This window comes from Halobellus sp. Atlit-38R, from assembly GCF_003665925.1.
GTDB classification, from domain to species: domain Archaea; phylum Halobacteriota; class Halobacteria; order Halobacteriales; family Haloferacaceae; genus Haloquadratum; species Haloquadratum inordinatus.
On the sequence record NZ_QXIJ01000013.1, the window covers coordinates 46,688 to 70,685 of the forward strand.

At 65.9% G+C, this 23,998-nt stretch carries 21 protein-coding genes, 1 tRNA gene and 1 pseudogene; 12 read left to right on the top strand and 11 right to left on the bottom strand.

Annotated elements, in window-relative coordinates; all coding sequences use genetic code 11:
* Nucleotide 1: 1 nt before the first annotated feature.
* Entirely contained in the window at nt 2–1,714 is a 1,713-nt protein-coding gene (locus tag D3D02_RS14910; RefSeq protein WP_121570788.1) for an iron ABC transporter permease, read from the bottom strand.
* 34 nt (nt 1,715–1,748) lie between these two features.
* Nucleotides 1,749–2,891, bottom strand: coding sequence for a thiamine ABC transporter substrate binding subunit (locus tag D3D02_RS14915; protein WP_121570789.1), 1,143 nt, complete (start codon nt 2,889–2,891; stop codon nt 1,749–1,751).
* A 129-nt stretch (nt 2,892–3,020) separates the two neighbouring features.
* On the opposite strand from D3D02_RS14915, the gene D3D02_RS14920 reads away from it, so the two are divergent.
* Nucleotides 3,021–4,073, top strand: a complete 1,053-nt coding sequence (locus D3D02_RS14920) for an AI-2E family transporter (RefSeq protein WP_121570790.1) — start codon at nt 3,021–3,023, stop codon at nt 4,071–4,073.
* 19 nt (nt 4,074–4,092) lie between these two features.
* Here the strand turns inward: D3D02_RS14920 and D3D02_RS14925 are convergent, their stop codons facing one another.
* The 3 genes from D3D02_RS14925 to D3D02_RS14930 form a co-directional block, all read right to left on the bottom strand.
* Nucleotides 4,093–6,711, bottom strand: coding sequence for a DEAD/DEAH box helicase (locus D3D02_RS14925; RefSeq protein WP_121570791.1), 2,619 nt, complete (start codon nt 6,709–6,711; stop codon nt 4,093–4,095).
* 192 nt (nt 6,712–6,903) lie between these two features.
* On the bottom strand, nt 6,904–7,080 hold the full coding sequence (locus tag D3D02_RS20670; protein WP_158599384.1) for a hypothetical protein: 177 nt from the start codon (nt 7,078–7,080) through the stop codon (nt 6,904–6,906).
* 144 nt (nt 7,081–7,224) lie between these two features.
* Nucleotides 7,225–7,467, bottom strand: a complete 243-nt coding sequence (locus tag D3D02_RS14930) for a ferredoxin (RefSeq protein ID WP_121570792.1) — start codon at nt 7,465–7,467, stop codon at nt 7,225–7,227.
* Between the two features lie 132 nt (nt 7,468–7,599).
* On the opposite strand from D3D02_RS14930, the gene D3D02_RS14935 reads away from it, so the two are divergent.
* A complete protein-coding gene (locus tag D3D02_RS14935) occupies nt 7,600–10,206 on the top strand; it encodes an ATP-dependent DNA helicase (RefSeq protein ID WP_121570793.1) in 2,607 nt (868 codons plus the stop codon).
* On the top strand, nt 10,203–10,697 hold the full coding sequence (gene cgi121, locus D3D02_RS14940) for a KEOPS complex subunit Cgi121 (protein WP_121570794.1): 495 nt from the start codon (nt 10,203–10,205) through the stop codon (nt 10,695–10,697). The genes D3D02_RS14935 and cgi121 overlap by 4 nt, the downstream gene beginning before the upstream one ends.
* A gap of 251 nt (nt 10,698–10,948) precedes the next feature.
* On the opposite strand, the gene D3D02_RS14945 is transcribed toward cgi121, so the two are convergent.
* Both D3D02_RS14945 and D3D02_RS14950 read right to left on the bottom strand, forming a co-directional pair.
* Nucleotides 10,949–11,021, bottom strand: a tRNA-Gln gene (locus D3D02_RS14945).
* Nucleotides 11,022–11,087: 66 nt separating this feature from the next.
* The gene (locus D3D02_RS14950; protein WP_121570795.1) at nt 11,088–12,023 is read right to left on the bottom strand and encodes a CPBP family intramembrane glutamic endopeptidase; all 936 of its coding nucleotides are present in this window, start codon (nt 12,021–12,023) and stop codon (nt 11,088–11,090) included.
* 247 nt (nt 12,024–12,270) lie between these two features.
* Here D3D02_RS14950 and D3D02_RS14955 point away from each other — a divergent pair, with 247 nt between their 5' ends.
* From D3D02_RS14955 to D3D02_RS14970, 4 genes are all read left to right on the top strand, one after another.
* Complete coding sequence (locus D3D02_RS14955; protein ID WP_121570796.1) at nt 12,271–12,690, top strand: hypothetical protein; 420 nt, start codon at nt 12,271–12,273, stop codon at nt 12,688–12,690.
* Nucleotides 12,691–12,715: 25 nt separating this feature from the next.
* Nucleotides 12,716–13,180: a hypothetical protein gene (locus D3D02_RS14960; protein ID WP_121570797.1), complete on the top strand. Its 465-nt coding sequence runs from the start codon at nt 12,716–12,718 to the stop codon at nt 13,178–13,180.
* Nucleotides 13,181–13,280: 100 nt separating this feature from the next.
* A complete protein-coding gene (locus tag D3D02_RS14965) occupies nt 13,281–13,853 on the top strand; it encodes an IMP cyclohydrolase (protein ID WP_121570798.1) in 573 nt (190 codons plus the stop codon).
* A gap of 122 nt (nt 13,854–13,975) precedes the next feature.
* Nucleotides 13,976–14,635 (top strand): metallophosphoesterase, encoded by a 660-nt coding sequence (locus tag D3D02_RS14970; RefSeq protein ID WP_121570799.1) that lies wholly within the window; start codon nt 13,976–13,978, stop codon nt 14,633–14,635.
* 14 nt (nt 14,636–14,649) lie between these two features.
* On the opposite strand, the gene D3D02_RS14975 is transcribed toward D3D02_RS14970, so the two are convergent.
* Nucleotides 14,650–15,828 (bottom strand): aspartate kinase, encoded by a 1,179-nt coding sequence (locus tag D3D02_RS14975; protein WP_121570800.1) that lies wholly within the window; start codon nt 15,826–15,828, stop codon nt 14,650–14,652.
* Nucleotides 15,829–16,071: 243 nt separating this feature from the next.
* Here D3D02_RS14975 and D3D02_RS14980 point away from each other — a divergent pair, with 243 nt between their 5' ends.
* Entirely contained in the window at nt 16,072–16,512 is a 441-nt protein-coding gene (locus D3D02_RS14980) for a hypothetical protein (RefSeq protein WP_121570801.1), read from the top strand.
* A 118-nt stretch (nt 16,513–16,630) separates the two neighbouring features.
* Here the strand turns inward: D3D02_RS14980 and D3D02_RS14985 are convergent, their stop codons facing one another.
* A complete protein-coding gene (locus tag D3D02_RS14985) occupies nt 16,631–18,274 on the bottom strand; it encodes a DNA-directed DNA polymerase II small subunit (protein WP_121570802.1) in 1,644 nt (547 codons plus the stop codon).
* A 356-nt stretch (nt 18,275–18,630) separates the two neighbouring features.
* On the opposite strand from D3D02_RS14985, the pseudogene D3D02_RS21220 reads away from it, so the two are divergent.
* Nucleotides 18,631–19,290 (top strand): annotated as a pseudogene (locus D3D02_RS21220) (S26 family signal peptidase); the annotation flags it as partial.
* A 31-nt stretch (nt 19,291–19,321) separates the two neighbouring features.
* Here D3D02_RS21220 and D3D02_RS14995 read toward each other — a convergent pair.
* Nucleotides 19,322–20,053, bottom strand: a complete 732-nt coding sequence (locus D3D02_RS14995; RefSeq protein WP_121570803.1) for an Sjogren's syndrome/scleroderma autoantigen 1 family protein — start codon at nt 20,051–20,053, stop codon at nt 19,322–19,324.
* 64 nt (nt 20,054–20,117) lie between these two features.
* A complete protein-coding gene (locus D3D02_RS15000) occupies nt 20,118–20,642 on the bottom strand; it encodes a DedA family protein (RefSeq protein ID WP_121570804.1) in 525 nt (174 codons plus the stop codon).
* A 147-nt stretch (nt 20,643–20,789) separates the two neighbouring features.
* Between D3D02_RS15000 and hemB the strand changes: the two genes are divergently transcribed.
* The 3 genes from hemB to D3D02_RS15015 all read left to right on the top strand — a co-directional run bounded on the left by hemB (nt 20,790) and on the right by D3D02_RS15015 (nt 23,826).
* Nucleotides 20,790–21,770, top strand: coding sequence for a porphobilinogen synthase (gene hemB / locus D3D02_RS15005; RefSeq protein ID WP_121570805.1), 981 nt, complete (start codon nt 20,790–20,792; stop codon nt 21,768–21,770).
* A 339-nt stretch (nt 21,771–22,109) separates the two neighbouring features.
* Nucleotides 22,110–23,483 carry an ammonium transporter gene (locus tag D3D02_RS15010; protein ID WP_121570806.1) on the top strand — a complete coding sequence of 458 codons (1,374 nt, stop codon included), beginning with the start codon at nt 22,110–22,112 and terminating at the stop codon, nt 23,481–23,483.
* Entirely contained in the window at nt 23,476–23,826 is a 351-nt protein-coding gene (locus tag D3D02_RS15015) for a P-II family nitrogen regulator (RefSeq protein WP_121570807.1), read from the top strand. The genes D3D02_RS15010 and D3D02_RS15015 overlap by 8 nt, the downstream gene beginning before the upstream one ends.
* Nucleotides 23,827–23,998 lie beyond the last annotated feature (172 nt).

Genomic DNA, 23,998 nt, shown 5'->3' on the forward strand with positions numbered 1-23,998 from the left:
CTCAGAAGCCACCTCGGCCGCCGTAGCGACCGCCGAACCGTTCGATGATCACGAAACTCAGACTCGTCACCGCGAGCAGGACACAGCCCATCGCGGTCGCCGGACCGAGCCGCCGGCCCAGATACCGCTCGACGGCGACGGGCATCGTGTAACTGGTCGACCCCTCCGCGAGGACGACCGTCGAGTCGAACTCGCCGATGCTGATCGCGAAGGCGAACGCCGCGCCGGCGACGACGCCCGCAGCGACCAGCGGCAGTTCGACGTCGACGAGCGCGCGCACGCGACTCGCGCCGAGACTCCGCGCAGACTCCACCAGCCGCGGATCGAGATTCCCGAGCAGCGGCGCGACGTTCCGCGTCACGAACGGGTACGCGCCGACGGCGTGCGCGGCGACCACCGCGAGCGCACCGGTGACCTGAATGCGCGTCCCAAACACCTCGATCCCGAAGACGAGTCCGCGAAGCAAGCCGAGGCCGACGACGATCCCCGAAACCGCGAGCGGAGCCATCGACAGCGCGTCGACAATGGCCCGCCCGCGGAATTGCCGCGTCGTCAACACTGCCATCACGACTCCCATCGGCAGCGCGACGAGCAGCGTTCCGACGCCGAAGAGCAGCGAGTTCTCGATCGCCGGCAGCGGCCGCACCTGATAGGACGCGCCCGTTTGCTGACGTTCGAGGAGAAACAGGTAGTGATCGAGGGTCAAGCCGCCTTGCGGTCCGGTCAGGCTCGTGAGGACCATCGACGCGATCGGTCCGACGAACACCGCGAGCACGACCAGGGCGTACGCGAAAATCCCGATCCGGGTTCCCAGCGATCTGACGCTCGCCGACGCCGGCCACAGCGACTGTCGGGGTTGCGGTCGCGCGCCCTGTCCGGAGGCGCGCTGTCGGCCCTCGTAACGCAGGTACAGATACGTCAGCCCGAGCGAGATCGTCGTCTCGACGACTGCGAGCGCGGCCGCCTCGGCGTACGCGAGGTTCTGAATCCGCGAGTAGATGAACACCTCGACGGTCGCGAGCTGGAATCCCCCGAGCGCGAGCACGATCGGGAACGATGCGAACGTGAACACGAACGTCAGCGTCGCCCCGATCGCGATCGCCGGGAGCAACTGCGGGAGGACGACGTCACGAAACGCCCGCACCGGCGACGCTCCGAGGCTCCGCGCGGTCTCGACGGCCGACGCATCGACGCTCTCCCAGGCCGCGGTCGTTACCCGCGCGACGAGCGGCGCGTTGTAGAAGGCGTGTGCAATCACGATCGCCTCGACGGTGAAAAGCAGGTCGACGGTCGGGAGGCCGAGCGCCCCCAACACTGCGTTGAGCGTGCCGTTCCGGCCGAACGTCGCGACGAAGCCGATCGCGACCATAATCGACGGCATCACGAACGGGAGAATCGTCAGCGAGCGCAGCGTCTCGCGGCCGGAGAACTCGAACCGCGCGAGGAGCCACGCCCCCGGCAGGCCGAGCAGGACGGACGCGATCGTCGACAGCAGCGCTTGGTACGCCGTGAATCCGAAGATGTCGACGAGATAGAATCGCGAGGTGAGCACCGACACGAGCGGGGCGATCGTCACCCGCCCGTCGACGACGACGGCGTCGACGAACACCGTCGCGACCGGATAGTAGAAGACGACGACGAGGACGAGCGCGGTCGCTGCCGTCCCGAGGGTGAGCGCGTGTGCTTCGAGTCGCGAGAAGACGGTCCGAAGCACGGCGTTCAGCCTCCCCACGCTGTCGGCGTCGCCCTCACTTGCTGGCGAACTGCCGTTCCCACGCCTGCGTCCACTCACTCACGCTGTCTCGAAGGGCGTCGTACGTGAAAGTGACTGCTTCCGGCGGGGCCTGGGCGTACTCCGAGAACGACGCGGGGAGTTCCGCGGTCGTCGTCGCCGGGAACGCGACGTTCCGCTGAGCGATCTCGCCCTGCACGTCGGGCCGCAGCATAAAGTCGAGGAACGACCGGGCCAGTTCGGGAGTGTCAGTCCCCTCGAACAGCGCCATCCCTTCGGGGTAGGCGTAGCCCTGATCGTTCAGGAATCGGATCTGGTGCTTCGCGAGGTCCTCGCCGGACCGCTGGGCGTACACCTGATCCGTCGAGTAGGAGACGACCATCGGCGCTTCCTCGTTCGAGTACGCCGTGTACGACGACGACCAGTCCGAGAGGATGCGGACGCCGTTGTCCTGGAGTTGCTTCCAGTAGTCGAGGTAGCCGTCCGCCCCCTTCGCCTTGATCGTGTGCAGGAGGAACGACTTGCCCGTCGCGCTCGCCGTCGGGTTCTGGGCGAGGAGGTCGCCCTCGTAGGCCGGATCGAGGAGTTCCTCGAACGTCTCCGGCGCGCTGTAGGCCCCGTTGTCGCCCAGCGTCTCGTTGTAGACGATACTGACGTAGCTCGTGTCGTAGGGGATCGTGCGGCCCTTCGGATCGAACGACAGCGACTCCTTGACGTCGCCGCCTCGCGAGAGTCCGTCGACGGGGGTGAACAGCCCATCGTCGAGCCGTTCGTCGATCCGGATGAGCATATCCACGTTGAGTCCGACGTAGACGTCGGCGTCGATATCGACGCCCCGGAGCGCGCGCTCGATGAAGTAGTTGATCTCGCTGTCGGGCGTCGCATACCGGAGCGTCGCGTCGAACTCGGACTCGAACGTCTCTTTGATCCACGCACCGGGGCTCGACGACGGCGCGTCGACGAACGGCCCGTACGTCGCGACGACGAGTTCGGGGGCCTCGCCGCCTGCAGTTCCGGTCGTCGTTCCCGTCGACGTCTCGCCCGTGCCCTCGGTTGCGCCCTCAGTCGTCGTCTCCGCCCCGCCGCCACCACCGGTGCAGCCGGCTACCCCGGCGATTCCGCCCGCACCAGCCGCGCGCAGGAACGTTCTCCGTCTCATTACTTGGTAATCACACCTAGTGGTATTTAACCGTGGTGAAGCGGTTCGGTGCGCTTCTGAGGCACTCCGTCCCTCCCAACGCGCGCTTCCCGGAGCAACGCTCTTGTCACTTCGCCGTGAGACGCAGGCGTGTCACGACAGCGACGCTACACGCTCGGTGCGCTCTTCGTCCTCGCGGGCGCGGTCGCGGCCGTCCTCCTGGCGTCGGTGTTGAGTACGGTCTTTTTCGCGGTCACCGTCGCGTATCTGCTCTGGCCGGTCCGCCGCGAACTCGTCGCCCGCGGTCAGTCACGGCGCGTCGCGAGCGGCGGTGCGACCGCCGGCGCGTTCGTGATGACGCTTCTCGTGTTCGTCCCGCTCGCGGTCGTCGCCTACCTTCGATTCGACTCGTTCGTGGACCTGATCGGCCTCCTTCCGGCCCAAATCGACGTCTCACTGCTCGGATTCGAGTACGTGGTCACGCTGGAATCGGTCGCGACGCTCGTCGTCGGACTCGTCGAGCGCGCGGCGCGGCGCGCAGCCACGGCCGCGCCGGTCCTCCTGGTGAAAGTAACCCTGTTCGTGTTCCTGATCTACTCGCTGCTCTATTACGGCGAAGACGCCCAGCGCGCGGCGCTCGCGCTCGTTCCGACCGACTACCGCGACGCCGCGCGGTCGCTGAACCGCCGCGCGCGTGAGACGCTGTTCGCTATCTACGTGTTGCAGGCGGCGACCGCGGTCGCGACGTTCGCCCTCGCGCTCCCGGTGTTCTTCGCGCTCGGCTACGAGTCGGTCGTGACGCTGTCGACCGTCGCTGCGGTCCTCCAGTTCGTTCCCATCATCGGCCCGAGCGTGCTTCTCGCGGGACTCGCGGCGTACCACGTCGCGCTCGGGGAACTCCTCCAGGCGGCGCTCGTCTTCTTCGTCGGCGGATTCGTGATCGCGTGGCTCCCCGACGTCCTCGTCCGCCCGCGACTCGCCCGCGAGACGGCCGACATTCCGGGGAGCCTCTACTTCGTCGGGTTCTTCGGCGGCGTGCTCACCATCGGTCCGATCGGTGTCGTCGCCGGCCCCCTCGCCGTCGGTCTGTTCGTCGAGTCGGCGGCGCTGCTTTCGACGGAACTGAACTCGGTCGACGACGCCGACCACGACGACGCAGAGACCTCCTCCGATGTGGATCGACAGAAACCAGACGACGAATAGGAATCACCGCCGCTCGCGACTACTCGTAGTCGCTTCCGATGACTTCCCGGATGCGCTCGGCGGTCACCTCGCCGATCCCGCTAACATCGGTGAGATCGTCCTCGCGGGCCGTCATCACCGCCTCGACCGTTCCGAACTGTTTCAACAGCGACTGCGCGGTCACAGGGCCGATGTCCGCGATCGAGGAGACGACGTACTCCTGCTGCTCGGCCAGCGTCTTCGCGCTCTTCTCGCCGTGGACGCTCACCGTTCGCTCGCGTTCGGTCTGCTCGCGCTCGGCGATCGTGAGCAGCAGTTCGCCGGTGTCGTCCTCGTCGCGCGTCTGGAGCACGCTCACGTCGAAGTCGACCGCCAGCGAGGCGAGCGCACCCCGGATCGCGCCCGGATGGACGTTCCGCTCTTCGTAGAGGCCTTCGCCTTCGACGACCAACATCGGGCGGGCGTACGCGCGGGCGAGGTCGCCGATCTGCTCGAACAGCGAGCGATCGCCGCCCAAGAGCGTGTCGAGAAAGTCCGCGACCGACTTGCGCTCGACGGCGACCCGGTCCGAGAGCACGTAGTCACCGACGGCCAGCGTCTCCAGTCGCGTGCGGACGCCATCGCGCTTCGAGAGGTCCTTCGCGATCGCGGCGTCGAGCTCCCGCTGGTCGACGACGATTTCGGTCTCCTCGTCGTCGCCGTCGGCGGTGGCGACGACGCCCGAACCGGCCGCCGCGTCACCGTCTTCGGCGTCGCCGCTTCCCTCCTCAGCGCTCTCGTTATCGGCGCCGCCGTCCATTCCGCTGCTCTCTTCGTCGACGTCGTCCGCCTCGCTGCTCTCCTCGTCGCCGTCGCCGTCCTGCGCCCGTTTGATCTCCTCGGCAGTCGGCCCGAAGTCCGTGAGACCGGCCTGTCCGTTCGACTCCGCGACCGACCCGGTGCCCGCTCCAGTGTCGCCCGTCGACTGCCCAGCGCTTCCCGTGTCGTCTGCCTGGGTGTCGTCCGTCTGGGCGTCGTTGGAGCGTTCCGCGTCGGTCACCTCGCCCGCGCCCTCTCCGTCCTCCTCGCTGTCGTAGGCTTCCAGATCCTGCTGCGGCGCGGTGAGCTCGGACTCGATGTCGCCGGCGAAGCTCTTCAGTTCGCGGAGTTCAGACTCCATCTCCTTCTCGCGGCGACGCGAGATCCAGAAGTAGGCCTCGTCGCGCGTGTCTTCGGCGAGGAGCACGACGACGCGGCCCTCGGCCTGCCGTCCGGTCCGCCCCTTTCGCTGGATGGACCGGATCGCCGTCGGCACCGGCTCGAAGAAGAGCACCAGATCCACCTCGGGGACGTCCAGTCCCTCCTCGGCGACGGAGGTCGAAACGAGGACCTCGAACTCCCCGTTCCGGAACGCGTCGAGCGTCTCCTGTTGTTCCTTCTGGGTCATTCCCTCGGAACTCTCCTTGTCGCCCTGGCCGACGAATCGGCGCACGTCGAACGACGCCGAGAGGAACTCCGTCAGCGCTTCGGCGGTGTCGCGCGACTCCGTGAAGACGATTACCCGCTCGCCCTCCTCGATGCCGAGCGTCTGCGCCAGCAGGATCCGTGCCCGCGAGAACTTCGGGTGCGTTCCGTCGAACGACTCCGCGAGCCGCATCGCCTCGCGCACTTTCGGCTCCGCGACGAGCCGCTGGCTCGCCTTCGACGCCCCTGAAGAGCGCGCGGCGTTGCGCTGGCGTTCGAAGTATCTGCGAACGGATTCGACCGACTGGGTCTCGACGAGTTCGACCGCCCGCCGGAGTTTCATCACCTCCGCGTGCGTCGACATCCCCTTGTAGCCCTCCGATTTGTCGGCGTTCATCAACTCCTGCAGTTTCCCGCGCATCCGGTTCAGTTGCTTCTGGGAGACGTCGGGCTGGGTGGTGTTCGTCACGCCCAGCGACTTCAGTTTCTGGAGTCGGTCTTTGATCACTTCGTTCAGCGCGTCCCGAATCTGCAGAATCTCGTCGGGGAGTTCGATTCGCTCCCACTCGACGGACGTGTCGTGGGTGTACTCGTCGACGTCGGCGTCGTCTTCGGTCATCACCTCGACCTCGCTGATCCCGAGGTTCTGACACACCTCCAGGATCGCCTCCTTGTCGCCGCCCGGGGAGGCGCTCATCCCCGTCACGAGCGGTTTCTCTGCGTCCTCGTGGTACCGCTCGGCGATGTAGACGTACGCGTAGTCGCCGCTCGCGCGGTGACACTCGTCGAACGTGAGGTGAGAGACGGTCGACAAGGAGATGCGACTCCCGACCAGGTCGTTCTCGACGACCTGCGGGGTCGCGACGACGATCCGCGCGTCCTCCCAGCGCTCGGCTCTGTCTTCCGGTCGGATCTCGCCGGTGAAGACGACGATCTCCTCGTCGGGGACCTCTAGCGCCTCGCGATAGAACTCTGCGTGCTGTTGGACCAGCGGCTTCGTCGGCGCGAGAAACAGCGCCTTACCGCCGATGTCGTCGAGCCGATCGGCCGTCACGAGCAGGCTCACGGTCGTCTTTCCTAACCCGGTCGGAAGACAGACGAGCGTGTGCGACTCGCGCGCGGCGCTCGCGAGGCGCATCTGATAGAGCCGCCGCTCGATGAAGTCCGGACTCAGGAGGGGATGGTCCACGTACGCGGGGTCGTCGGTGGCCGCCATCACGCTCGATTGGGCGTCGTCGCTGTTAAGGGTTCGCCGACGACGGTGAAAGTGAAAATAAGGCGCGTACGGTCCCCTGACGGGGACGCAGGCGAAACGGAGACCGTGAGCGTTTCAGACTGTCGGACGTGATCCCGTGACCGCCGTCGAATGCCGAACTCCGACCTTCCTCACGCAACCGTGCCGACCGCTTCAGCCGTTCCGTTCGGGATCCGCGCCGAACTCCGACCCGAGCGCATCCAGGGCCTCCACGCCGTAGGCCTCAGAGCCGGCGCTCGCGTCTTCGAGGTCCTCGACGGAGTCCGGCAGCGACGCGCCGATCAGTTCTGCCCACTCCGAGAGGTTCTGACCGTGACTTCGGTGGCTCATACTTTTCCCTCGGGCGTAAAACTCTCTACCGATGTATATAATGATTGTGCTGGCTCTCTGCGGATGACAGCCATCCCGAAAACATCCGTCTCTGTGGCGCCGACACGTCCGTCGACGGGACCTGCCGAATTAACGGGCGCGGCGTTAGACGACCTGTTCGCCGTCGTCGTCGTACAGTTCGATCGCGTCTACGGGACACGCCCGCGCGGCGAACTCCGCGTCGAGTTCGGCGCCGTCGGGAACCTCTAGCTCGAACATATCTTCTTCGACCTCGGTCGCTCCGTCGAGGTCGGCCTTCCCCGCGTCGAGATTCTTCTCGAAGGCGTCCCACTCGTCGACACACTGGAACATCCCGATGCAGGTCTCACGATCGTAGCGGATCTTCATACCCGCCGTTCGGTGACCGGCAACATATCGTTGGCGACGTTGGTGCGGTCGCGACGGGACCCTACGATGACTACCCGCCACGCACGCCGCGTCTCCGACGGTTTAAACGGGAGGACGGCGTAGCCTGGCCCAATGCAACCGGAGGAGGTGCCCGAACTGCCCGAGGAGGTCGCGGCCCACCTGCGCGAGGAGGGAATCGCGGAACTCTACCCTCCGCAGCGCGCGGCCGTCGAGGCGGGCGTCACCCGCGGCGACAGCCTCGTCGCCTCGGTCCCGACCGCCTCGGGGAAGACGCTCGTCGCCGAACTCGCGATGCTGTCCAGCGTCGCGCGCGGCGTCTCCGGGTCACGCTCGGATGGCTCGGAAGCACCGCCCAGCGGTTCGTCCGGCGGCAAGGCGCTGTATATCGTTCCGCTCCGAGCGCTCGCCGCCGAAAAGAAGGCCGAGTTCGAGCGCTGGGAGGAGTACGGGTTCGACGTCGGCGTCTCGACGGGCAACTACGAGTCCGACGGCGAGTGGCTCGCGTCCCAGGACATCGTCGTCGCGACCTCCGAGAAGGTCGACTCGCTCGTACGAAACGGCGCGGCGTGGATCGACGACTTGACCTGTGTCGTCGCGGACGAAGTCCACCTCGTCGACGACGCGCACCGCGGCCCAACGCTGGAAGTCACGCTCGGGAAGTTGCGGACGCTCAACCCGGGACTGCAGGTCGTCGCGCTCTCGGCGACGGTCGGGAACGCGGACGTCGTCGCCGAGTGGCTCGACGCCGAACTCGTCGAGTCCACCTGGCGACCCATCGACCTGCGGATGGGCGTCCACTACGGGAACGCGGTCACGTTCGACGACGGCAGCCAGCGCGAGGTCCCGGTGGAATCCGGCGGCCGCCCGACAGCAGCGCTCGTCGCGGACGCGCTCGCCGGCGACGACGACGGCGATCAGGGCTCCTCGCTCGTGTTCGTGAACTCCCGGCGCAACGCCGAGGCGTCCGCAAAGCGCCTCCGCGACGTCACCGCCGACCACCTCGCTGACGACGAGCGCGGCCGACTCGCCGAACTGGCTGCCGAGATCAGAGACGTCTCCGACGCCGAGACGAGCGACACGCTGGCCGACTGCGTCGCGAAGGGCGCGGCGTTTCACCACGCCGGCCTCGCGCCCGAGCACCGCTCGCTCGTCGAGGAGGCGTTCCGCGACCGACTCGTCAAGTGCGTGTCGGCGACCCCGACGCTCGCCGCGGGCGTCAACACGCCGAGCCGCCGGGTAATCGTCCGCGACTGGCGGCGCTACGACGGCGAGTACGGCGGGATGAAGCCGCTCGACGTGCTCGAAGTCCACCAGATGATGGGCCGCGCCGGCCGGCCCGGTCTCGATCCCTACGGCGAGGCCGTACTACTCGCGAAGAACGCCGAGACGCGCGACGAACTGTTCGAGCGGTACATCTGGGCCGACCCCGAGCCCGTTCGCTCGAAACTGGCCGCCGAACCGGCGCTTCGAACGCACGTCCTCGCCACCGTCGCCTCCGGGTTCGCACACACGCGAGAAGAACTCCTCGAGTTCCTGGATCGGACGCTGTACGCGACCCAGGCGGACGACTCCGGCCGCTTGGAGATCGTCACCGACGACGTGCTCGCGTACCTCGAACGCAACGACTTCATCGAGCGCGAGGAGGGATCGCTCACGGCCACGAGCGTCGGCCACACTGTCTCCAGACTCTACCTCGATCCGATGACTGCCGCCGAGATCATCGACGGCCTGGAGTGGGCTGAAAAGCACCGTGAGGAGATGGTTCGCCCGCTCGTCGGCGACGACGCGGAGGCGACTCCTGCCCGCGACGCCGCCGACGGGACGCAGACGGGCTCCGACGCCGAGTCCGCGGGCTTCCAGCGGGCCAGCGAGTTGCAGTCGGACTCGTCGGCAGACGATTCCGACGGCGCGGCGGACGCGCCCACGGCCGACGCCGGCGAGGCCGAGACAGACGCCGACGGGGACGCTACGGCGTCGTCGGAGCAACCCACCTATCCGACCGCGCTCGGGCTCTTTCACCTCGTCTCGCGAACGCCGGATATGTATCAACTCTACCTGAAATCCGGCGACCGCGAGACGTTCACCGAGGTCTGTTACGAGCGCGAACCGGAACTGCTCGGTCGCACCCCCTCGGAGTACGAGGACGTCCGCTTCGAGGAGTGGCTCTCGGCGCTGAAGACGGCGACGCTGCTGGAAGACTGGGCGAACGAAGTCGACGAGGACCGGATCACGGAGCGCTACGGCGTCGGCCCGGGTGACATCCGCGGGAAGGTCGAAACTGCCGAGTGGCTGCTCGGCGCGGCCGAACAGCTCGCGGGCGAACTCGACCTTCCCGTCGTGCCCGTCCGCGAGGCAAAAAAGCGCGTCGAGTACGGCGTCCGCGACGAACTGCTGGATCTCGCCGGCATCCGAAACGTCGGCCGCAAACGCGCGCGACGCCTCTACGAGGCCGGCATCGAAACGCGCGCGGACCTTCGTGAGGCCGACAAATCCACCGTGCTCCGCGCGCTGCGCGGGCGACGCAAGACCGCCGAGCGGATCCTAGAGAACGTCGGTCGCAAGGACCCCTCGATGGAGGACGTCGCGAGCGGAGACTCGGGAAGCGAGTCGACTGGGGAAGCGCCGGATCGCACAGGGACCGCGCCCACGAACCGACCACAGAGCGAAAGCGGCGACACCGACCCCGAAGAGCAGGCCAGCCTGGGTGATTTCGGATGAGGCTCCTCGAAGGAACGGTCGAGGTGGACGACGTCGACGCGTTCGTCGCCGAGATCGGCGAGATTTCTGCGGAGACGGGCGCGACGATCCAGGCGTTCGACGCGCGGTACGTCGTGAGCGAGCGGCACCTCGAACGCGCCGTCGAGTTGGCCGACCGTGCCATCGAGCGCGGCGAGAACGTCGCTCGCGACCGCGCCGTCGAGATTCTCCTGTACGCGGCCGGTCGCCGCCAGATCACCGAGGCGCTCGAACTCGGCGTCTCACCGGGCGAAAACCGCGTCGTCGTCCTCGTCGACGGCGGCGACGAAACCGACGCGGCAGCGACTGTTCACTCTCGCGTCCTCGACGCGGAAACGCCGACGCTCGGTGACTACGACTCCGGACGCGTGTGCGAGTACTTCGACGTCAGCGACGCCGAACTCGACGTCGTCGACGGCGACCTCGAACCCCTGGTGCTCGAACGCGTCGCGCTGCTGGTCGTCGAGAAGTGACCGGGGCGCTCGTCGTCGCGACGACCCCACGGTCGACGTGAACCGTTCGCAACCCCTCCATTTCGGGTGGAAAAGTTTTCCGTAGCCTTCGGAACTGTTCGGCATTCGTTCCCGCGAGACGATCGAGGTTCCGAACGACTGCGATTCGCCGTCGCAGAGTCCGATCGCGGTGAGCGACACCGGATCGGAGACTGACTCGGGACGTGTCCCAGACCTGTCGCTCGGGATCGTAACGCCGTGAGAAGTTCGAGTAGTCCCACCAGGATTCGAACCTGGGTCGAAGCCCCCAGAAGGCTTCAGGATTGGCCACTACCCCATGGGACTGCATCGACGCCGACCGTCGACTGTGTGCCCGTTTGTTGCCCGTGGCTCCATATGAGTGTTGCGAAGTCAGTCCTCAGATCCGGCGCCGTCCCAGCCGCCGCTCATCGCCTGACGGGTCAGCGCCGGCGCGCCGCGCAGAGTGACGACAACCGTCGCGAGCACGAACGCACTGATCCCGGCGAGACCGACGGGACTCGCCACCAGTTCGGTCCGGACCGGATCCGACGCCGTCGTGTAGGCGAGCAGGGCGCCGGCCGAGGCGTTGAACACGCCGTGGAAGAACGCGGCGGCGAGAACCGAACGGGCCCGGACGACGAGGTAGGTGTAGAGCGGCGAGAACGCTACTGTCGCGGCGGTCATCGCGACGACGCCGACGAGCGGAAACGACGGATAGTTGTAGCCGTCGAGGATGACCGGGGCGTGCCAGACGCCCCAGAACACACCGATCACGCCGCTCGCGCGCCAGAATCCCAGCGGGGCGAGTTCCCACAGCAGGTAGCCTCGCCAGCCCAGTTCTTCGCCGAGCGCGAAGACGGCGTTGACGGTCACTCCCAGCCCGAGTGTCAGGGCCGCGAGCGCGAGCACTCCCAGCGGTCCGGCGGGGAGTGCGATTCCGGGTACCGGGTTCGCGTTCGGATTGAATCCGATCCCGGGGATGGCGAGCGCGAGCGCGAGAGCCACGCCCACGAGGGCGAGAACCGAGAGGGCAGCGAGGACGTGCCAGCGGAGCCGACCCACGCGGACGCCGACGTCCCGGACTGAGACGCCGGTCGTGAGCAGCGTCGCTGCGGCGGCGACGGCGGGCGTGAACATATACAGCGGTGCGAGCGCGACGAGCCGGACGTTCGCGACCTGCGCTGCGACGACGACGGCGATCGCGAGGGCGACGAGCACGCCGAAAAATCTGGCGAGCCGCGCGGTGTCGATTTCCGGCGTGTCGGGCTCGCGTTCGGCATCTGGAACACTGGCCGACTCTGGAGTCGTGTCTGGAGTGGAGGGCATTACCTTACATTGTAGGTCGATTACACGAATAGATTTGTGTGTAAGGTGTGTATCCCGTCGCTCGCTGCCGCCTGTTATATAATATAATTTACATAAAGAACTGGTTATATGTAGTGTGATCAGAGAGAATTGACGAATATGCAGGGTCCGCAGTTGTCGTGAATTTATAGCTATACTCTCCAACTGTGACTATATAATACAGTTTTCATTACATTTTTAATTCAAGGTTTTATTGAACCAACTGGTAATGTCAGATGAAACACCTGGAGAGGATGAACAGTACTGTCGGGAGTGCGGCGAGATTATCCTAACGAAGGCCGAAATCTGTCCGGAATGCGGTGTTCGACAGGCGCAGACGCAGATGCAGAGCCAACAGCGTCAACAGCAAGTACCACATAACCAAACGGGCCAACCCACGGCGAACCCGGGGAACGCTGCTGCCACTCAGAGCTATGGCATCCTCTTCGCTATCATCGACTCCTGGAAGTATCAGAGACCCCTTCGTCATCTACTGAACATTGTGATGGCACTCAGTACCGTTGGCGTCTATCTTATCATCCTCTTAATCGAGGGGCTGATTCACTATCGCAACCTCAACAGCGGTTCCAGTCAGCCATACGATGAGAGTAAAAACAAAGTCTGGACCACCTTCACCCACGTTCAGTAACCACTGATTGATAACTTAAATATAAATGTCTACGCAAAACGTCTCCGACGAAGAAGATTTAGTCCACTGTTATGAGTGTGGTGCAGAAATACGGCGCAGTGCGGAGATCTGCAAAGAGTGCGGTGTGAGGCAACAAAGTGCACCACCATCCTCCTCGGGGCATACCGTCGATGACCCGACTTCCACAGAAACCGACGACACTCAGAGTACAGACTTTCTCGCGGAATACAGCATTCTTCAGTGGATCGTCGCCGCTATTGTCGGCCTAGTGACTTTCCCTGTCGGGTTGCTCGTCCCTGCCTATCTGTTTTATAAGGCATCTAATGGATCTGGAAAAGAGCAGAGCGGGCTAGAATCGTGGACCGCTATTCTCTTCGGGATACTCGGGATCATTGGCGTCGAGATCGGTGGTAAAACTGCAGCCAAAGTCCTCTGGGGCCTCTTCACTCTCCTGATTGCCGTGTCTGTGGCGATAATCGTCGCTGGATAGTATCCGCTCCATCCTCACTTTTCGACAACGGACTGTCTAATGATGCCGCTATCGTGCACAATCCACCACCTATTTATCTCATTCTTGGCCACGTTCGTGTATGTACATCGGACGATTCGTCGTCGTCGCGCCCGACTTCGGCGCCTACCGCGTGTCCTCGCGCTCGTTCCCCAACCGCCAGATCGTCGCTCGTGACGGGACGCTGACGGTCGCCCCGACGCCGGACGCACCCGAGAACGACAACCCCTACGTCTCCTACAACTGCGTCCGCGAGGGCGGCGACGGCGTCGTCGTCGGCAACGGCTCGCACGTCGATCCCATCGCGGAGAAACTCGACCTCGGCTATCCGGCGCGCGACGCCCTCGCGTCGTCGCTTCTCGCGCTCGACTACGAGAAGGACGATTACGACACACCGCGCGTCGCGGGCGTCGTCGGCGAGGAGTCCTACGTCGGCATCGTCCGCCGTGACGCGCTCCTCGTCGAATCGGTCTCCGAACCCACGCTCGTCGCCACCTACGAGGAAGACGAACCGACGACGATCGACTTCGACGGCGACGACCCCGACGCCATCGCGCAGGACGCCTACGATCTCGACTACGAACACGCCGTCTGCGCGGCGGGCGTCACCTACGACGGCGGCGACGTCGACGTCGGCTTCTACAACGGCGCGTAGTCGCCCGGGAACACCCTCTTCCCCTCCTCGTCTGATACTCGCCCTCCAAACGGGAACCCCTCCCGTTTCCGTGCTGCATTCGGCACGGAACTTTTTGTCCGCAGAAGCACGTATCCTCGCGTATGCAGGTCGCCGTCATCTCCGACATCCACGCGAACAAAGTCGCGCTCGATGCCGTCCTCGACGACCTCCCGGCGGTCGACGCGCTCGTCTGTGCGGGCGACGTGGTCGGCTACAACCCCTGGCCCGCCGAGTGCGTCGCGGCGATGCGCGAGCGCGACGTGCCGACGGTGATGGGCAACCACGACCGCGCGGTCTCCTCGGGGACGTCTTTCCGGTTCAACTCGATGGCGGCGGCCGGCGTCGAGTACGCACGCGAGGAACTCGACGACGACGCGCTGGTGTGGCTATCGGATCTTCCCGACGACCGAACCGTCCTCGACGGCCGGATCAAACTGGTCCACGGCCACCCCGAGGATCCCGACCGCTACACCTACCCCGAGGAGTTCTCGCCCGCGATGCTCGACGGCGAGGACGTGCTCGTGACGGGTCACACCCACGTCCAGGGCCACGAAACTTTCGCGGACGGGATCGTGATGAACCCCGGCAGCGTCGGCCAACCGCGCGACGGCGACTCCCGGGCAGCCTACGCGCTGGTGGATCTCGACGATCTCTCAGTCGAGGAACGTCGGGTCGAGTACGACGTCGATGCGGTGGCCGAGGCTGTGCGTGAAACTGATCTCCCCGAACGGATCGGCGAGCGACTGTACGAGGGTCGTTGAGGCCGCCCGCGCGCTCAGAACTCGTCTTGAACGATCTCGAGTGTCTCTTCGCGGTCGTCCCACGCGACGAAGATGGCGACCGACGTCGCCGACGTGATGACGTCGTGGATGTTGATTCCCGCTTCGGCGATCGGCTGGACGATGTCGAGGATGACGCCGGGTCGGTTCGGCAGTTCGCCGCCGGTGACGCGGATGACTGCGATGTCGTCGTCGACGGTGACAGACGACAGCGTCTGGTCGTCGACGACTTTCGAGTGCAGCAGATTCTCGGCTTCCTCGGCGCGGTCCTCGCCGACGTAGAACGTCACCGAGTCCATCCCGGACGCGACGGCGTCGATGTTGATCTCGGCCTCGCGAAGCGATTGCGAGAGGTCTGCGAGGATCCCGGGGCTGTTTCGGATCGAGCGCCCGGCGACGGTGAGACACGCCAGCGGGTTCTCCTGCATATCGATGAGGTTCTCGAACTCGCCTTCGATCAGCGTCCCGCCGGTCAACAGATCCCCGTGCTGGTAGTGGACGACGCGAACTCCGAGCTCGTCGTTCTTGTACGACAGCGCCGAGGGCGCGACGACTTCCGCGCCGCGGAAGGAGAGGTTGCGGAGTTCGTCGACGGTGATCCGGCCGACGTTGCGCGCGCCTTCGACGACGTGTGGGTCACCGGTCATCACGCCTTCGACGTCGGTGACGATGACGACCTCGTCGGCGTCCATATAGCGGCCGAGCATCACGGCGGTCGTGTCCGAGCCGCCGCGTCCGAGCGTGGTGATTTCGCCTTCGAGGTTCTGTGCGAGAAAGCCCGTGATGACCGGGACGACGTTGTCCAGTTCCTCGGCGAGTTTGGCGGCGCGGCGCTGCGTCTCCTCGACGTCGACTTCGCCGAGGTCGTTCGCGATGACCGGCCAGTCTTCCGCGCCGGGTTCGACGAAGATGGCGTTGACGCCGCGCGCGGCCAGAGCCGCTTTGAGCATCCGGACGCTCGTCCGCTCGCCCATCGAGACGATCTCCGCGCGGTCGCGGTCGTCGGCCTCGAACTCGATGTCTTCGAGGAGTTCGTCCGTCGTATTCCCCATCGCGGAGGCGACGACGGCGATCTCGTGGCCTTCCTCGACCGCCGCGGCGATCGAGTCGGCGGCGCGGTTGATCCGGTCGCCGCTTCCGAGAGAGGTTCCCCCGAACTTTGCAACTACGCGCACGGTCGATCCTCCTGTCGGCATACGAGACAGATCTGCGAGTGGTGCTCTGACATAGCCGATGATTGCGGGGGGGTAGTGTAAAACCTTGTCTCCCGTCTCAACCGTTGCCGAGTTCTGCTGATCGGCGTGCGATCGTCGCCACGGGCGATATTCGAAACTGAACCGCGATGGATCGTGAAATACTGACAGCTTCGGCGCGAATCTGCCGCGGTCGTTTAAGTTTCTCCGCTCTAATACGGACGTATGGCCGTAAACGTCCGAGATGCCGTCGAGGCGGACGCCGAGACGCTCGGGTCCATCGTCGACCTCCCCGCAGACGCGCTCCGGAACGTCGTTCACGACCGGACGGTGCGTCTCGCGGTCGACCAGGCCGACGCGGGGCCGAACGCCGACGCCGAAAAGGGTGAGAACGCGGAATCGGTGCTCGGATTCGTCGCCTTCGACGTCAGAGACGGCACGGTACACGTGACCCAGCTCGCGGGCGACGCCGACGTGGCCGAACGACTGCTCGCGGAGCCGGTTCGGTTCGCGGTCAACGAGGGATTCGACGTCGCCTTCGTCGTTCCGGACTCCGACGCCGACGCCGAGGCGGCCGCCGAAGCCGCGGGCTTCGAGGCCGTCGGTCCGGGGCCGCGCTTCGACGGCGACTCGACGACGCGGTACCGATTCCGGCCGCGTGACTGACCGCTGGTGGCCGCTACAGTCTGTCTGTCTGTCGGTCTCATAGGGATTATCGTACGTCTCCATAGATGTCTCGCCGGACGATACGACGAGAATCTCCGAGCAGTTACGATAATCCCTATCAGGAGAACTTCCGCACCGTCATATCGAGCGTGTCGAGGTCGAGGATGGGCGCGTAGCCGACGTCGGGGTCGATGTTGACGGACTTCTGGAAGTCGGTCTGCGCCTGCCAGCAGCCGGAGTTGACCGCGAGGACGTTGTGGTACTTCCCCCACCCGAGCTTGTGGACGTGGCCGGTGTGGAAGACGTCCGGGACCTCCTCCATCACCAGGTAGTCCTTCTCTTCGGGGGCGAGCCGGGTCTTCCCGCCGAACTGCGGCGCGACGTGCCGCTTCTTCAAGAGCTGGTACATCGCCTTGTGCGGATCGTCGTAGCTCGCCTTCTCTTCGGGGAGTTCGGCGATGACCTCGTCGAGGGAGACGCCGTGATACATCTGGATATTCACGCCCTCGACGGTCACGAGCGACGGATTGCCCGTGATGCGCGCATCGTGGGCCGACATAATGTCCCGGAGTCGCTCGTCGAATCCGGGCTGGGGCTCGGCGAGGCGAACGGCGTCGTGGTTCCCCGGGATCATCAGAATCTCCATATCGCCGGGGACGTCCTTGAGATGCTCGGAGAACCGTTCGTACTGCTCGTAGATGTCGACGATGTCGAGTTCCTCGTCCTGGTTCGGGTAGACGCCGACGCCTTCCACCATATCGCCCGCGATGAGCAGGTACTCCACCCGTTCTGCCGCCTCGGTGTGAAGCCAGTCGGCGAAGCGACCCCAGGCGTCGGCCTCGAACTCCTGACTGCCGACGTGGACGTCCGAAATGAGGGCCGCCTGGACGTGTCTGTCGGCGGTGTTCGGCGAGTACGTCCGCGGCACGTCCGGGAAGTACATCGCGTCGACGAACATAATCCCCGCGTCGTCCGAGAGCGTCCCCTCGACGGCGATGCACTCGTCGAGCAGCAGTTCGTCGACCAGGCTGGCGAACTCGCGGTCTTTCATCACGAGACAGGGGAACGTCCCGGTCGTGTCTTCCAGTTCCACGAGCCAGTGGCCGCTCTTCGTCGATCGGATGTCGTTGACGAGGCCGATCATCGCGGCGTCGTTGCCGCCGCTCATCGACTGGATCGCCTCGGCCGGCCGGTGATTGACGCGGCCGCGGAGTTGCTTCGAGAGCTTCTCGTAGCGGTCGCGGAACACCGTCACGAAGTCCCCGTACGCCCCCGTCCCGGTGCTCTGCCCGGTGATGTCGCCGCTGACCTCCAGCGACCGGAGCGCCGGGTCGCGTCGCGATGCTGCGTCCCCAGTGGGAGATGCATCGTCTGTAGCCCGCGTCGAGGTAGGCGCGCTCTCCGCCTTCGACGCGGTCGAATCCTCAATTTCGTCTGGAACCTCTGAACCGGTAGAAATATCTGCCGCGTGTCGATTCTGTCCCGATTTTCCACTAGAAACAGAGGGGTCTGGAGAGACGCCGGAGTCGTCGGCGGTAGGTGCGGCATCTGTCGGGTCGGCGTCGGGTCGCGCCCCGCCGAGCGCGGCCCGGACGTCGGCGACGGTGATCCGCAGCGCGTCGTCGTCGACGGACTCGACGACCCGTTCGAGCGCTCGCGCGGGGTTCTCCGCGCCCGCGATGAGCGTCACTGCCTCCTGTTCGGCGTTGTAGCCGCGTCCGGCGAGTTCCCGCACGATGCGCACCGGCGTCTCCAGAGGCACACCGGGCGAAGGAGGTAGCGGAAGAAAAGCGTACTGAACCCGCCCGCCGATCGGGAGGCGCGGCCCAGAAGCTTGAAACGCGGCGACGGAGAACGTTCCGGTAGATGACGGACGACGAGGGCAGCGCGGACGACCCCGGCCGTTCTGGCGTTCCCGACGACGTGGATTCGTCGGCCGACACAGACGCTGCCAACGCGGGTGAGCGACGCGACGAGGCTCGCGAGACGACGACGCCCCGTACTGACGACACTCCCTCCGGGACGGCGCACGAGGCGCGAGCGGCGTCCCCAGCCGACAGCGAAGACGACCAGCGCGACAGCTCCGCTGGCGTCACCGACCCGGATCCGAACGGCGACCGTCGGCCGCGCCCCGAGCCGGGATCAGCTGCCGCCGGCTCACAGAGCTTTCTCACGCGCTTTCGGACGGCACAGAGCGGCCCCTTAATGTTCGTCCGCGAGACGATTTATAGCGCTGCGGCCGTTCTCGGCGTCGGCCTCCTGCTGTTTGCGATCAGCGGCGTCTGGCCGCCGATGGTCGCCGTCGAGAGCGGGAGTATGGAACCCGAGATGCACCGCGGCGACCTCGTGTTCGTGACCGAACCACACCGGTTCACGCCCGACTACGCTTACGACGACACTGGCATCGTCACGGTCGACATCGGCACCGAGCGAGGATATCGAAGCTTCGGTGGCAACGGCTCGGTCGTGATCTACGATCCGCCGGACCGCGTCGGCTCACCCATCATCCACCGGGCGCACTTCTACGTCGAGAAAGGCGAGAACTGGTACGACGAGGCGAATCCGGCGTACGTGACGGCAGACGACTGCGATGCCCTCCAGAACTGCCCCGCGCCGCACGCCGGATTCATCACCAAGGGCGACGCGAACTCCCGATACGATCAAGCCAGCAACATCGCTGGCCCAGTGCGCCCCACCTGGATCCGCGGGACGGCCCGGCTCCGAATCCCGTATCTGGGGTACGTCCGGCTCCAGTTAGCCGGAATGTTCGCTGCATAACTTACCGACCGCTGCGCGTTCCCGCTCGGCGCTACTGATCGAGGACGTCGAGCGCCGCGGCCGCCTCTCGCGCGGCCGAGAGGTGCTCGCTCGCACGGCGCGGATCGTCCGTCTGCTCGGCTAACTGCGCGTGTCGCGTCAGCGCCCGCAGCAGCGACTCGCGTGCGGTCTGTCTGTCCGCTGCGCCGTCCGCTGTCGACACACCCTCGGTGCGCCCCTCGCTGTCGGGGGTCGCCGTCGCCTCGGGACGAGGCGTCGCGGTCACCGGGGCGGACTCGTGCCGTCCGTTCGCTGCCGACTCGGTGCTCGGTGTCGAAGCGGCGCTGCTCGCCGTCGTTCCGGCGTCGGGGACCCGATCCGCCTCGGCTTCTGCCGACCGCTCCGCGGGCGATACTGCGTCGACTTCGAGCGATTCGGGCTCCCGCTGCGCTCTGGCATTTGCGTCCGTATCCGCGGTGGGCTCCGGCGGTCCCGACGCCGCAGGCGGCTCGGCTGCTCGGGCCTCCGTCTCGGTTTCGGCGTCGGCCCCGGCGCCGCCCGCCTGCGCCTGCTCGCCGCCGGCGACGCGCTGGCAACTCGGACAGAACTCCTGACCCTGATACCGGAATATCGGCGCGCCGCACTCGTCGCAGTGCCGGTTAGTCATCGTCGCGCCCTTCAGCAGGAGTTCGCTCATCTGCTGGGTCTCTTTGCGTCGCTCTTCGTCTTTCTCGTACTTCTCGCGCAGTCGCTTCCGCTCCGCTTCCTCGTCGAAGTCGCTCACGTGTCCTGAAACGCGTCGTACGTCGAAAAATCCTCCGGGGTCCGGAGGCGGGCGTGAAGCCGGCCTACAGCAGCGTCCCGCCGTAGAGATACAGACCGGCGAGCGCGACCTCGAAAACGAGCGTCCCGACCGCCGACAGGCCCAGGAACTTCCGGTCGTCCATCTCCGCGAACCCGGCTGGAACGGTCAACATTCCGCGCGTGAACAAGAGCGCGTTGCTCACGGGGACGACGATCGGGCCCCAGCGCTCGAACCACCCGTCGAAGCGGTCGAGCTTCGACTCCTCGATGCGGAACCACGACTTCGCGAGGAGGTACTCGCGGCCGCCGCGCTGGGCGACTTTGAACAGCGCGTACTGGCCGACGGTCGCGCCGAGGACGGCGACGGCGAGGACCGGGAGGAGCGCGTCGCCGCCGAGCAACAGCAGCGAGCCGGGGACGATCAGCTCGCTCGGCATGAAGTACATCAGCATCGCGCCTTCGAGCACGAAGACGCCGAAGAGCGCGACGTAAGCCCACTCGGACTCTAAGAGCGCCAGCAGGCGCGGGGGCATCGCGTCGAGTTGGAGGGCAAGCGCCGGCAACTGCATTATGTACCTGTTCCGGAGAGCGTCACAAACATATTTCGCTCCGTGCGTCACGGCCAGCGACGGCAGGACCGGCCACGCGTGTCGTCTCTTGCCGTGTCGGCACCACGCGAGCGATGCGATTTTTTCCGGCCGTCGCGAAGTCCCGGTATGGACCTCACAGACCGCCCGCGGCGACTCCGCCGGGACGGCATCAGATCGCTCGTCAGCGAGACACAACTCGACGCACACGACCTCGTCGCGCCGGTCTTCGTCGACGCGACCACCGACGAGCGCGTGCCGATCGACTCGATGCCGGGCCACGAGCGCGTGCCGATCGACGAAGCGGTCGCGCGCGTCGAGGAAGTGCGCGAGACGGGCGTCGAGGCCGTGATGGTGTTCGGCATCCCCGAGTCGAAAGACGAGCGCGGCACGCGCGCGTGGGCGGACGACGGCGTCGTCCAGGAGGCCGTCCGCCGGATCACCGCCGAAACCGACGCCTACGTGATCACCGACGTCTGTCTCTGTGAGTACACCAGTCACGGCCACTGTGGCGTCCTCGAACCGGAGGCGGCCGAAGAACCGACGCTGACCGTCCAGAACGACCCGACGCTGGAACTGCTGGCGAAGACCGCCGTCTCCCACGCCGAGGCGGGCGCGGATATGGTCGCGCCGAGTTCTATGACCGACGGGATGGTCGGCGCGATCCGCGAGGGCCTCGACGCCGCGGGCTACGAGGACGTCCCGATTATGTCCTACGCGGCGAAGTACGAGAGCGCCTTCTACGGGCCGTTCCGCGACGCCGCCGACGGGGCGCCGGCGTTCGGCGACCGGCGGCACTATCAGATGGACCCCGCGAACGGCCGCGAGGCGCTGCGGGAAGTCCGCCTCGACGTCGAACAGGGCGCGGACGTGCTGATGGTCAAGCCCGCGTTGGCGTATCTCGACGTCGTCCGCGACGTCCGACGGGAGTTCGAGCACCCGGTAGCGGCGTACAACGTCTCCGGCGAGTACGCGATGCTGCACGCCGCCGCCGAGAAAGGTTGGCTCGACCTCGAAGACGTCGCCTACGAGTCGCTGCTCGCGATGAGACGCGCCGGTGCGGATCTGATCATCACCTACTTCGCCGAGGACGTCGCGGCGCGGCTCTGATCCTGCTGTCGGACCCTCCGCTCTCTCCTCGAAGATAATCTCCATACTGAACTCAGAGACGGCGCGCGCTCCCTAGATAGTATAATCTGGCAGGAATTGCCTGAACGAGTGTCCACTCGAATCCGAAATAATTCCGAGATTCTGGACAGAATAGGGCCTTATACACATAATATTGTTACCCAAATCATACGAACGTCTGAATACGAACACGTATTTTGGACGTTTTCAACTCCAAATTTTATATACTACCTTTGCTTGAAGATATCCCGTGAGACACAACACGAATTGCATCGAATTTGGCGCACTGTTGGACGAACGTTCGTCAAAAGTGGTGAAAGTATGGTAGCTCCGTTACAGGTCGATCCCGCGACGGTCGCGACCGGGATCAACAACGTCTGGGTGCTGGTGGTCACGTTCCTGATCTTCTTCATGCAGCCGGGCTTCGCGCTCCTCGAAGCGGGCCAGGTCCGCGCGAAGAACGTCGGGAACGTGTTGATGAAGAATATGACCGACTGGATCCTCGGCACGCTCATCTACTTCGTCGTCGGTGCCGGGGTGGTGAGCATCGTCGGAGCGCTGACCTCCGGCGGCAGCGTCGCCGGCGCGTTCGCGTACGTCAGCGATCCGAACGCGTGGATCGGCTGGCTCTTCGGTGCCGTCTTCGCGATGACGGCGGCGACGATCGTCTCCGGCGCGGTCGCAGAGCGGATGAACTTCAACGCGTACGTCCTCTTCACGATCCTGATGACGGCGGCGATCTACCCGGTCGTCGTCGGCTTCACGTGGGGCGGCGGCCTCCTCGCGAGCGGCGGATTCATCGGCGCTGCACTCGGCGCAGGCTACCTCGACTTCGCCGGCGCGACCGTCGTCCACATGTGCGGCGGCGTCGCCGGTCTGGTCGCGGCGAAATTCGTCGGGGCGCGCAAGGGCCGCTACGACGAGAACGGCAACAGCCAGCCCATCCCGGGCCACTCGATGCTGCTGGCCGTCCTCGGGACGTTCATCCTCGCGTTCGGCTGGTACGGCTTCAACGTCGGCACGCAGGCGACCATCCTCGCGGTCGAGGACGGCAGCCTCACGTTTATGGGCGCCGCGCTCGGTCGCGTCGCGCTCGTGACGACCCTCGGAATGGGTGCGGGCGGTGCAATGGCGATGCTGACCTCCGCGCGCTACCAGGGCAAGCCTGACCCGCTCTGGACCGCGAACGGCCTCCTGGCCGGCCTCGTGGCCGTCACCGGCGCAGTCCCGCACGTCACCTGGTGGGGCGGCGCGCTGCTCGGCGGCCTCGGCGGCTTCCTGGTCCTGCCCGCGTTCCACTTCACCGTGGAGAAGCTGAAGATCGACGACGTCTGCGGCGTCTTCGCGGTCCACGGCGTCGCCGGCGCGGTCGGCACCGCGCTCATCCCGGTCTTCGCGGTCGGTGGCTTCGCGCTCAATCAGTTCGTGCTCCAAGTCGCCGGCGTCGGCGTCATCGCGCTCTGGACGATCGCCGCCTCGGCGGTCGCGCTCGTGGCGCTGGACTCGCTGGTCGGCCTCCGCGTGAGCGAGCGCGAAGAGAGCGAAGGCCTCGACGAGGGCGAACACGGCGTCGCGGTCTACCCCGAGTTCGTCCCCAACGAGCGTCGTGAGAGTACCGTCGCCACGGACGGCGGCGACATTCGTACCGACGGCGGTGCGGACGTCTCAGAAACGGAGGTGAGCGACGATGAGTGACGAGATCAAACTGGTGATGGCGTACATCCGGCCGGACAAGCTCTCGGACGTCAAGCAGGCGCTGGCAGAGGTCGGCGCGCCGTCGCTGACGGTCACGAACGTCTCCGGTCGCGGCTCTCAGCCCGCGAAGAAGGGACAGTGGCGCGGTGAGGAGTACACGGTCGATCTCCACCAGAAGGTGAAAGTCGAGTGCGTCGTCGCCGACATCCCGGCCGAGGACGTCGCCGACGCGATCGTCGACGCGGCGAGCACCGACGAGAAAGGCGACGGGAAAGTGTTCGTGCTGCCTGTCGATTCGGCCTACCAGATCCGCACGGGCAAGACGGGCCCCGACGCGGTGTGACTGCCGTCCCCGCCGACGCAACGTGGCGCTTCGCTGGAGCGCAGCGAGTGACTGGCTCACTCCTTCTTCTCCCGCCCTGACGCGGTTCTCGTCTCCCCCCCCGCTCTCGGGTCAATCGCACCGCTTCTGATTTTCACGCGCGCTCACGGTCGCGGCTCGAAGACGGCCCACT

What these genes read in the sequence shown, in the direction of transcription:
- D3D02_RS15015 (WP_121570807.1), top strand. Translation starts at nt 23,476, where the DNA reads ATGAGTGACGAGATCAAACTGGTGATGGCGTACATCCGGCCGGACAAG.
- D3D02_RS15010 (WP_121570806.1), top strand. Translation starts at nt 22,110, where the DNA reads ATGGTAGCTCCGTTACAGGTCGATCCCGCGACGGTCGCGACCGGGATC.
- D3D02_RS14965 (WP_121570798.1), top strand. Translation starts at nt 13,281, where the DNA reads ATGTACATCGGACGATTCGTCGTCGTCGCGCCCGACTTCGGCGCCTAC.
- D3D02_RS14950 (WP_121570795.1), bottom strand. Translation starts at nt 12,023, where the DNA reads ATGCCCTCCACTCCAGACACGACTCCAGAGTCGGCCAGTGTTCCAGAT.
- D3D02_RS14980 (WP_121570801.1), top strand. Translation starts at nt 16,072, where the DNA reads ATGGCCGTAAACGTCCGAGATGCCGTCGAGGCGGACGCCGAGACGCTC.
- D3D02_RS15000 (WP_121570804.1), bottom strand. Translation starts at nt 20,642, where the DNA reads ATGCAGTTGCCGGCGCTTGCCCTCCAACTCGACGCGATGCCCCCGCGC.
- hemB (WP_121570805.1), top strand. Translation starts at nt 20,790, where the DNA reads ATGGACCTCACAGACCGCCCGCGGCGACTCCGCCGGGACGGCATCAGA.
- D3D02_RS14915 (WP_121570789.1), bottom strand. Translation starts at nt 2,891, where the DNA reads ATGAGACGGAGAACGTTCCTGCGCGCGGCTGGTGCGGGCGGAATCGCC.
- D3D02_RS20670 (WP_158599384.1), bottom strand. Translation starts at nt 7,080, where the DNA reads ATGAGCCACCGAAGTCACGGTCAGAACCTCTCGGAGTGGGCAGAACTG.
- D3D02_RS14930 (WP_121570792.1), bottom strand. Translation starts at nt 7,467, where the DNA reads ATGAAGATCCGCTACGATCGTGAGACCTGCATCGGGATGTTCCAGTGT.
- cgi121 (WP_121570794.1), top strand. Translation starts at nt 10,203, where the DNA reads ATGAGGCTCCTCGAAGGAACGGTCGAGGTGGACGACGTCGACGCGTTC.
- D3D02_RS14925 (WP_121570791.1), bottom strand. Translation starts at nt 6,711, where the DNA reads ATGGCGGCCACCGACGACCCCGCGTACGTGGACCATCCCCTCCTGAGT.
- D3D02_RS14970 (WP_121570799.1), top strand. Translation starts at nt 13,976, where the DNA reads ATGCAGGTCGCCGTCATCTCCGACATCCACGCGAACAAAGTCGCGCTC.
- D3D02_RS14955 (WP_121570796.1), top strand. Translation starts at nt 12,271, where the DNA reads ATGTCAGATGAAACACCTGGAGAGGATGAACAGTACTGTCGGGAGTGC.
- D3D02_RS14935 (WP_121570793.1), top strand. Translation starts at nt 7,600, where the DNA reads ATGCAACCGGAGGAGGTGCCCGAACTGCCCGAGGAGGTCGCGGCCCAC.
- D3D02_RS14960 (WP_121570797.1), top strand. Translation starts at nt 12,716, where the DNA reads ATGTCTACGCAAAACGTCTCCGACGAAGAAGATTTAGTCCACTGTTAT.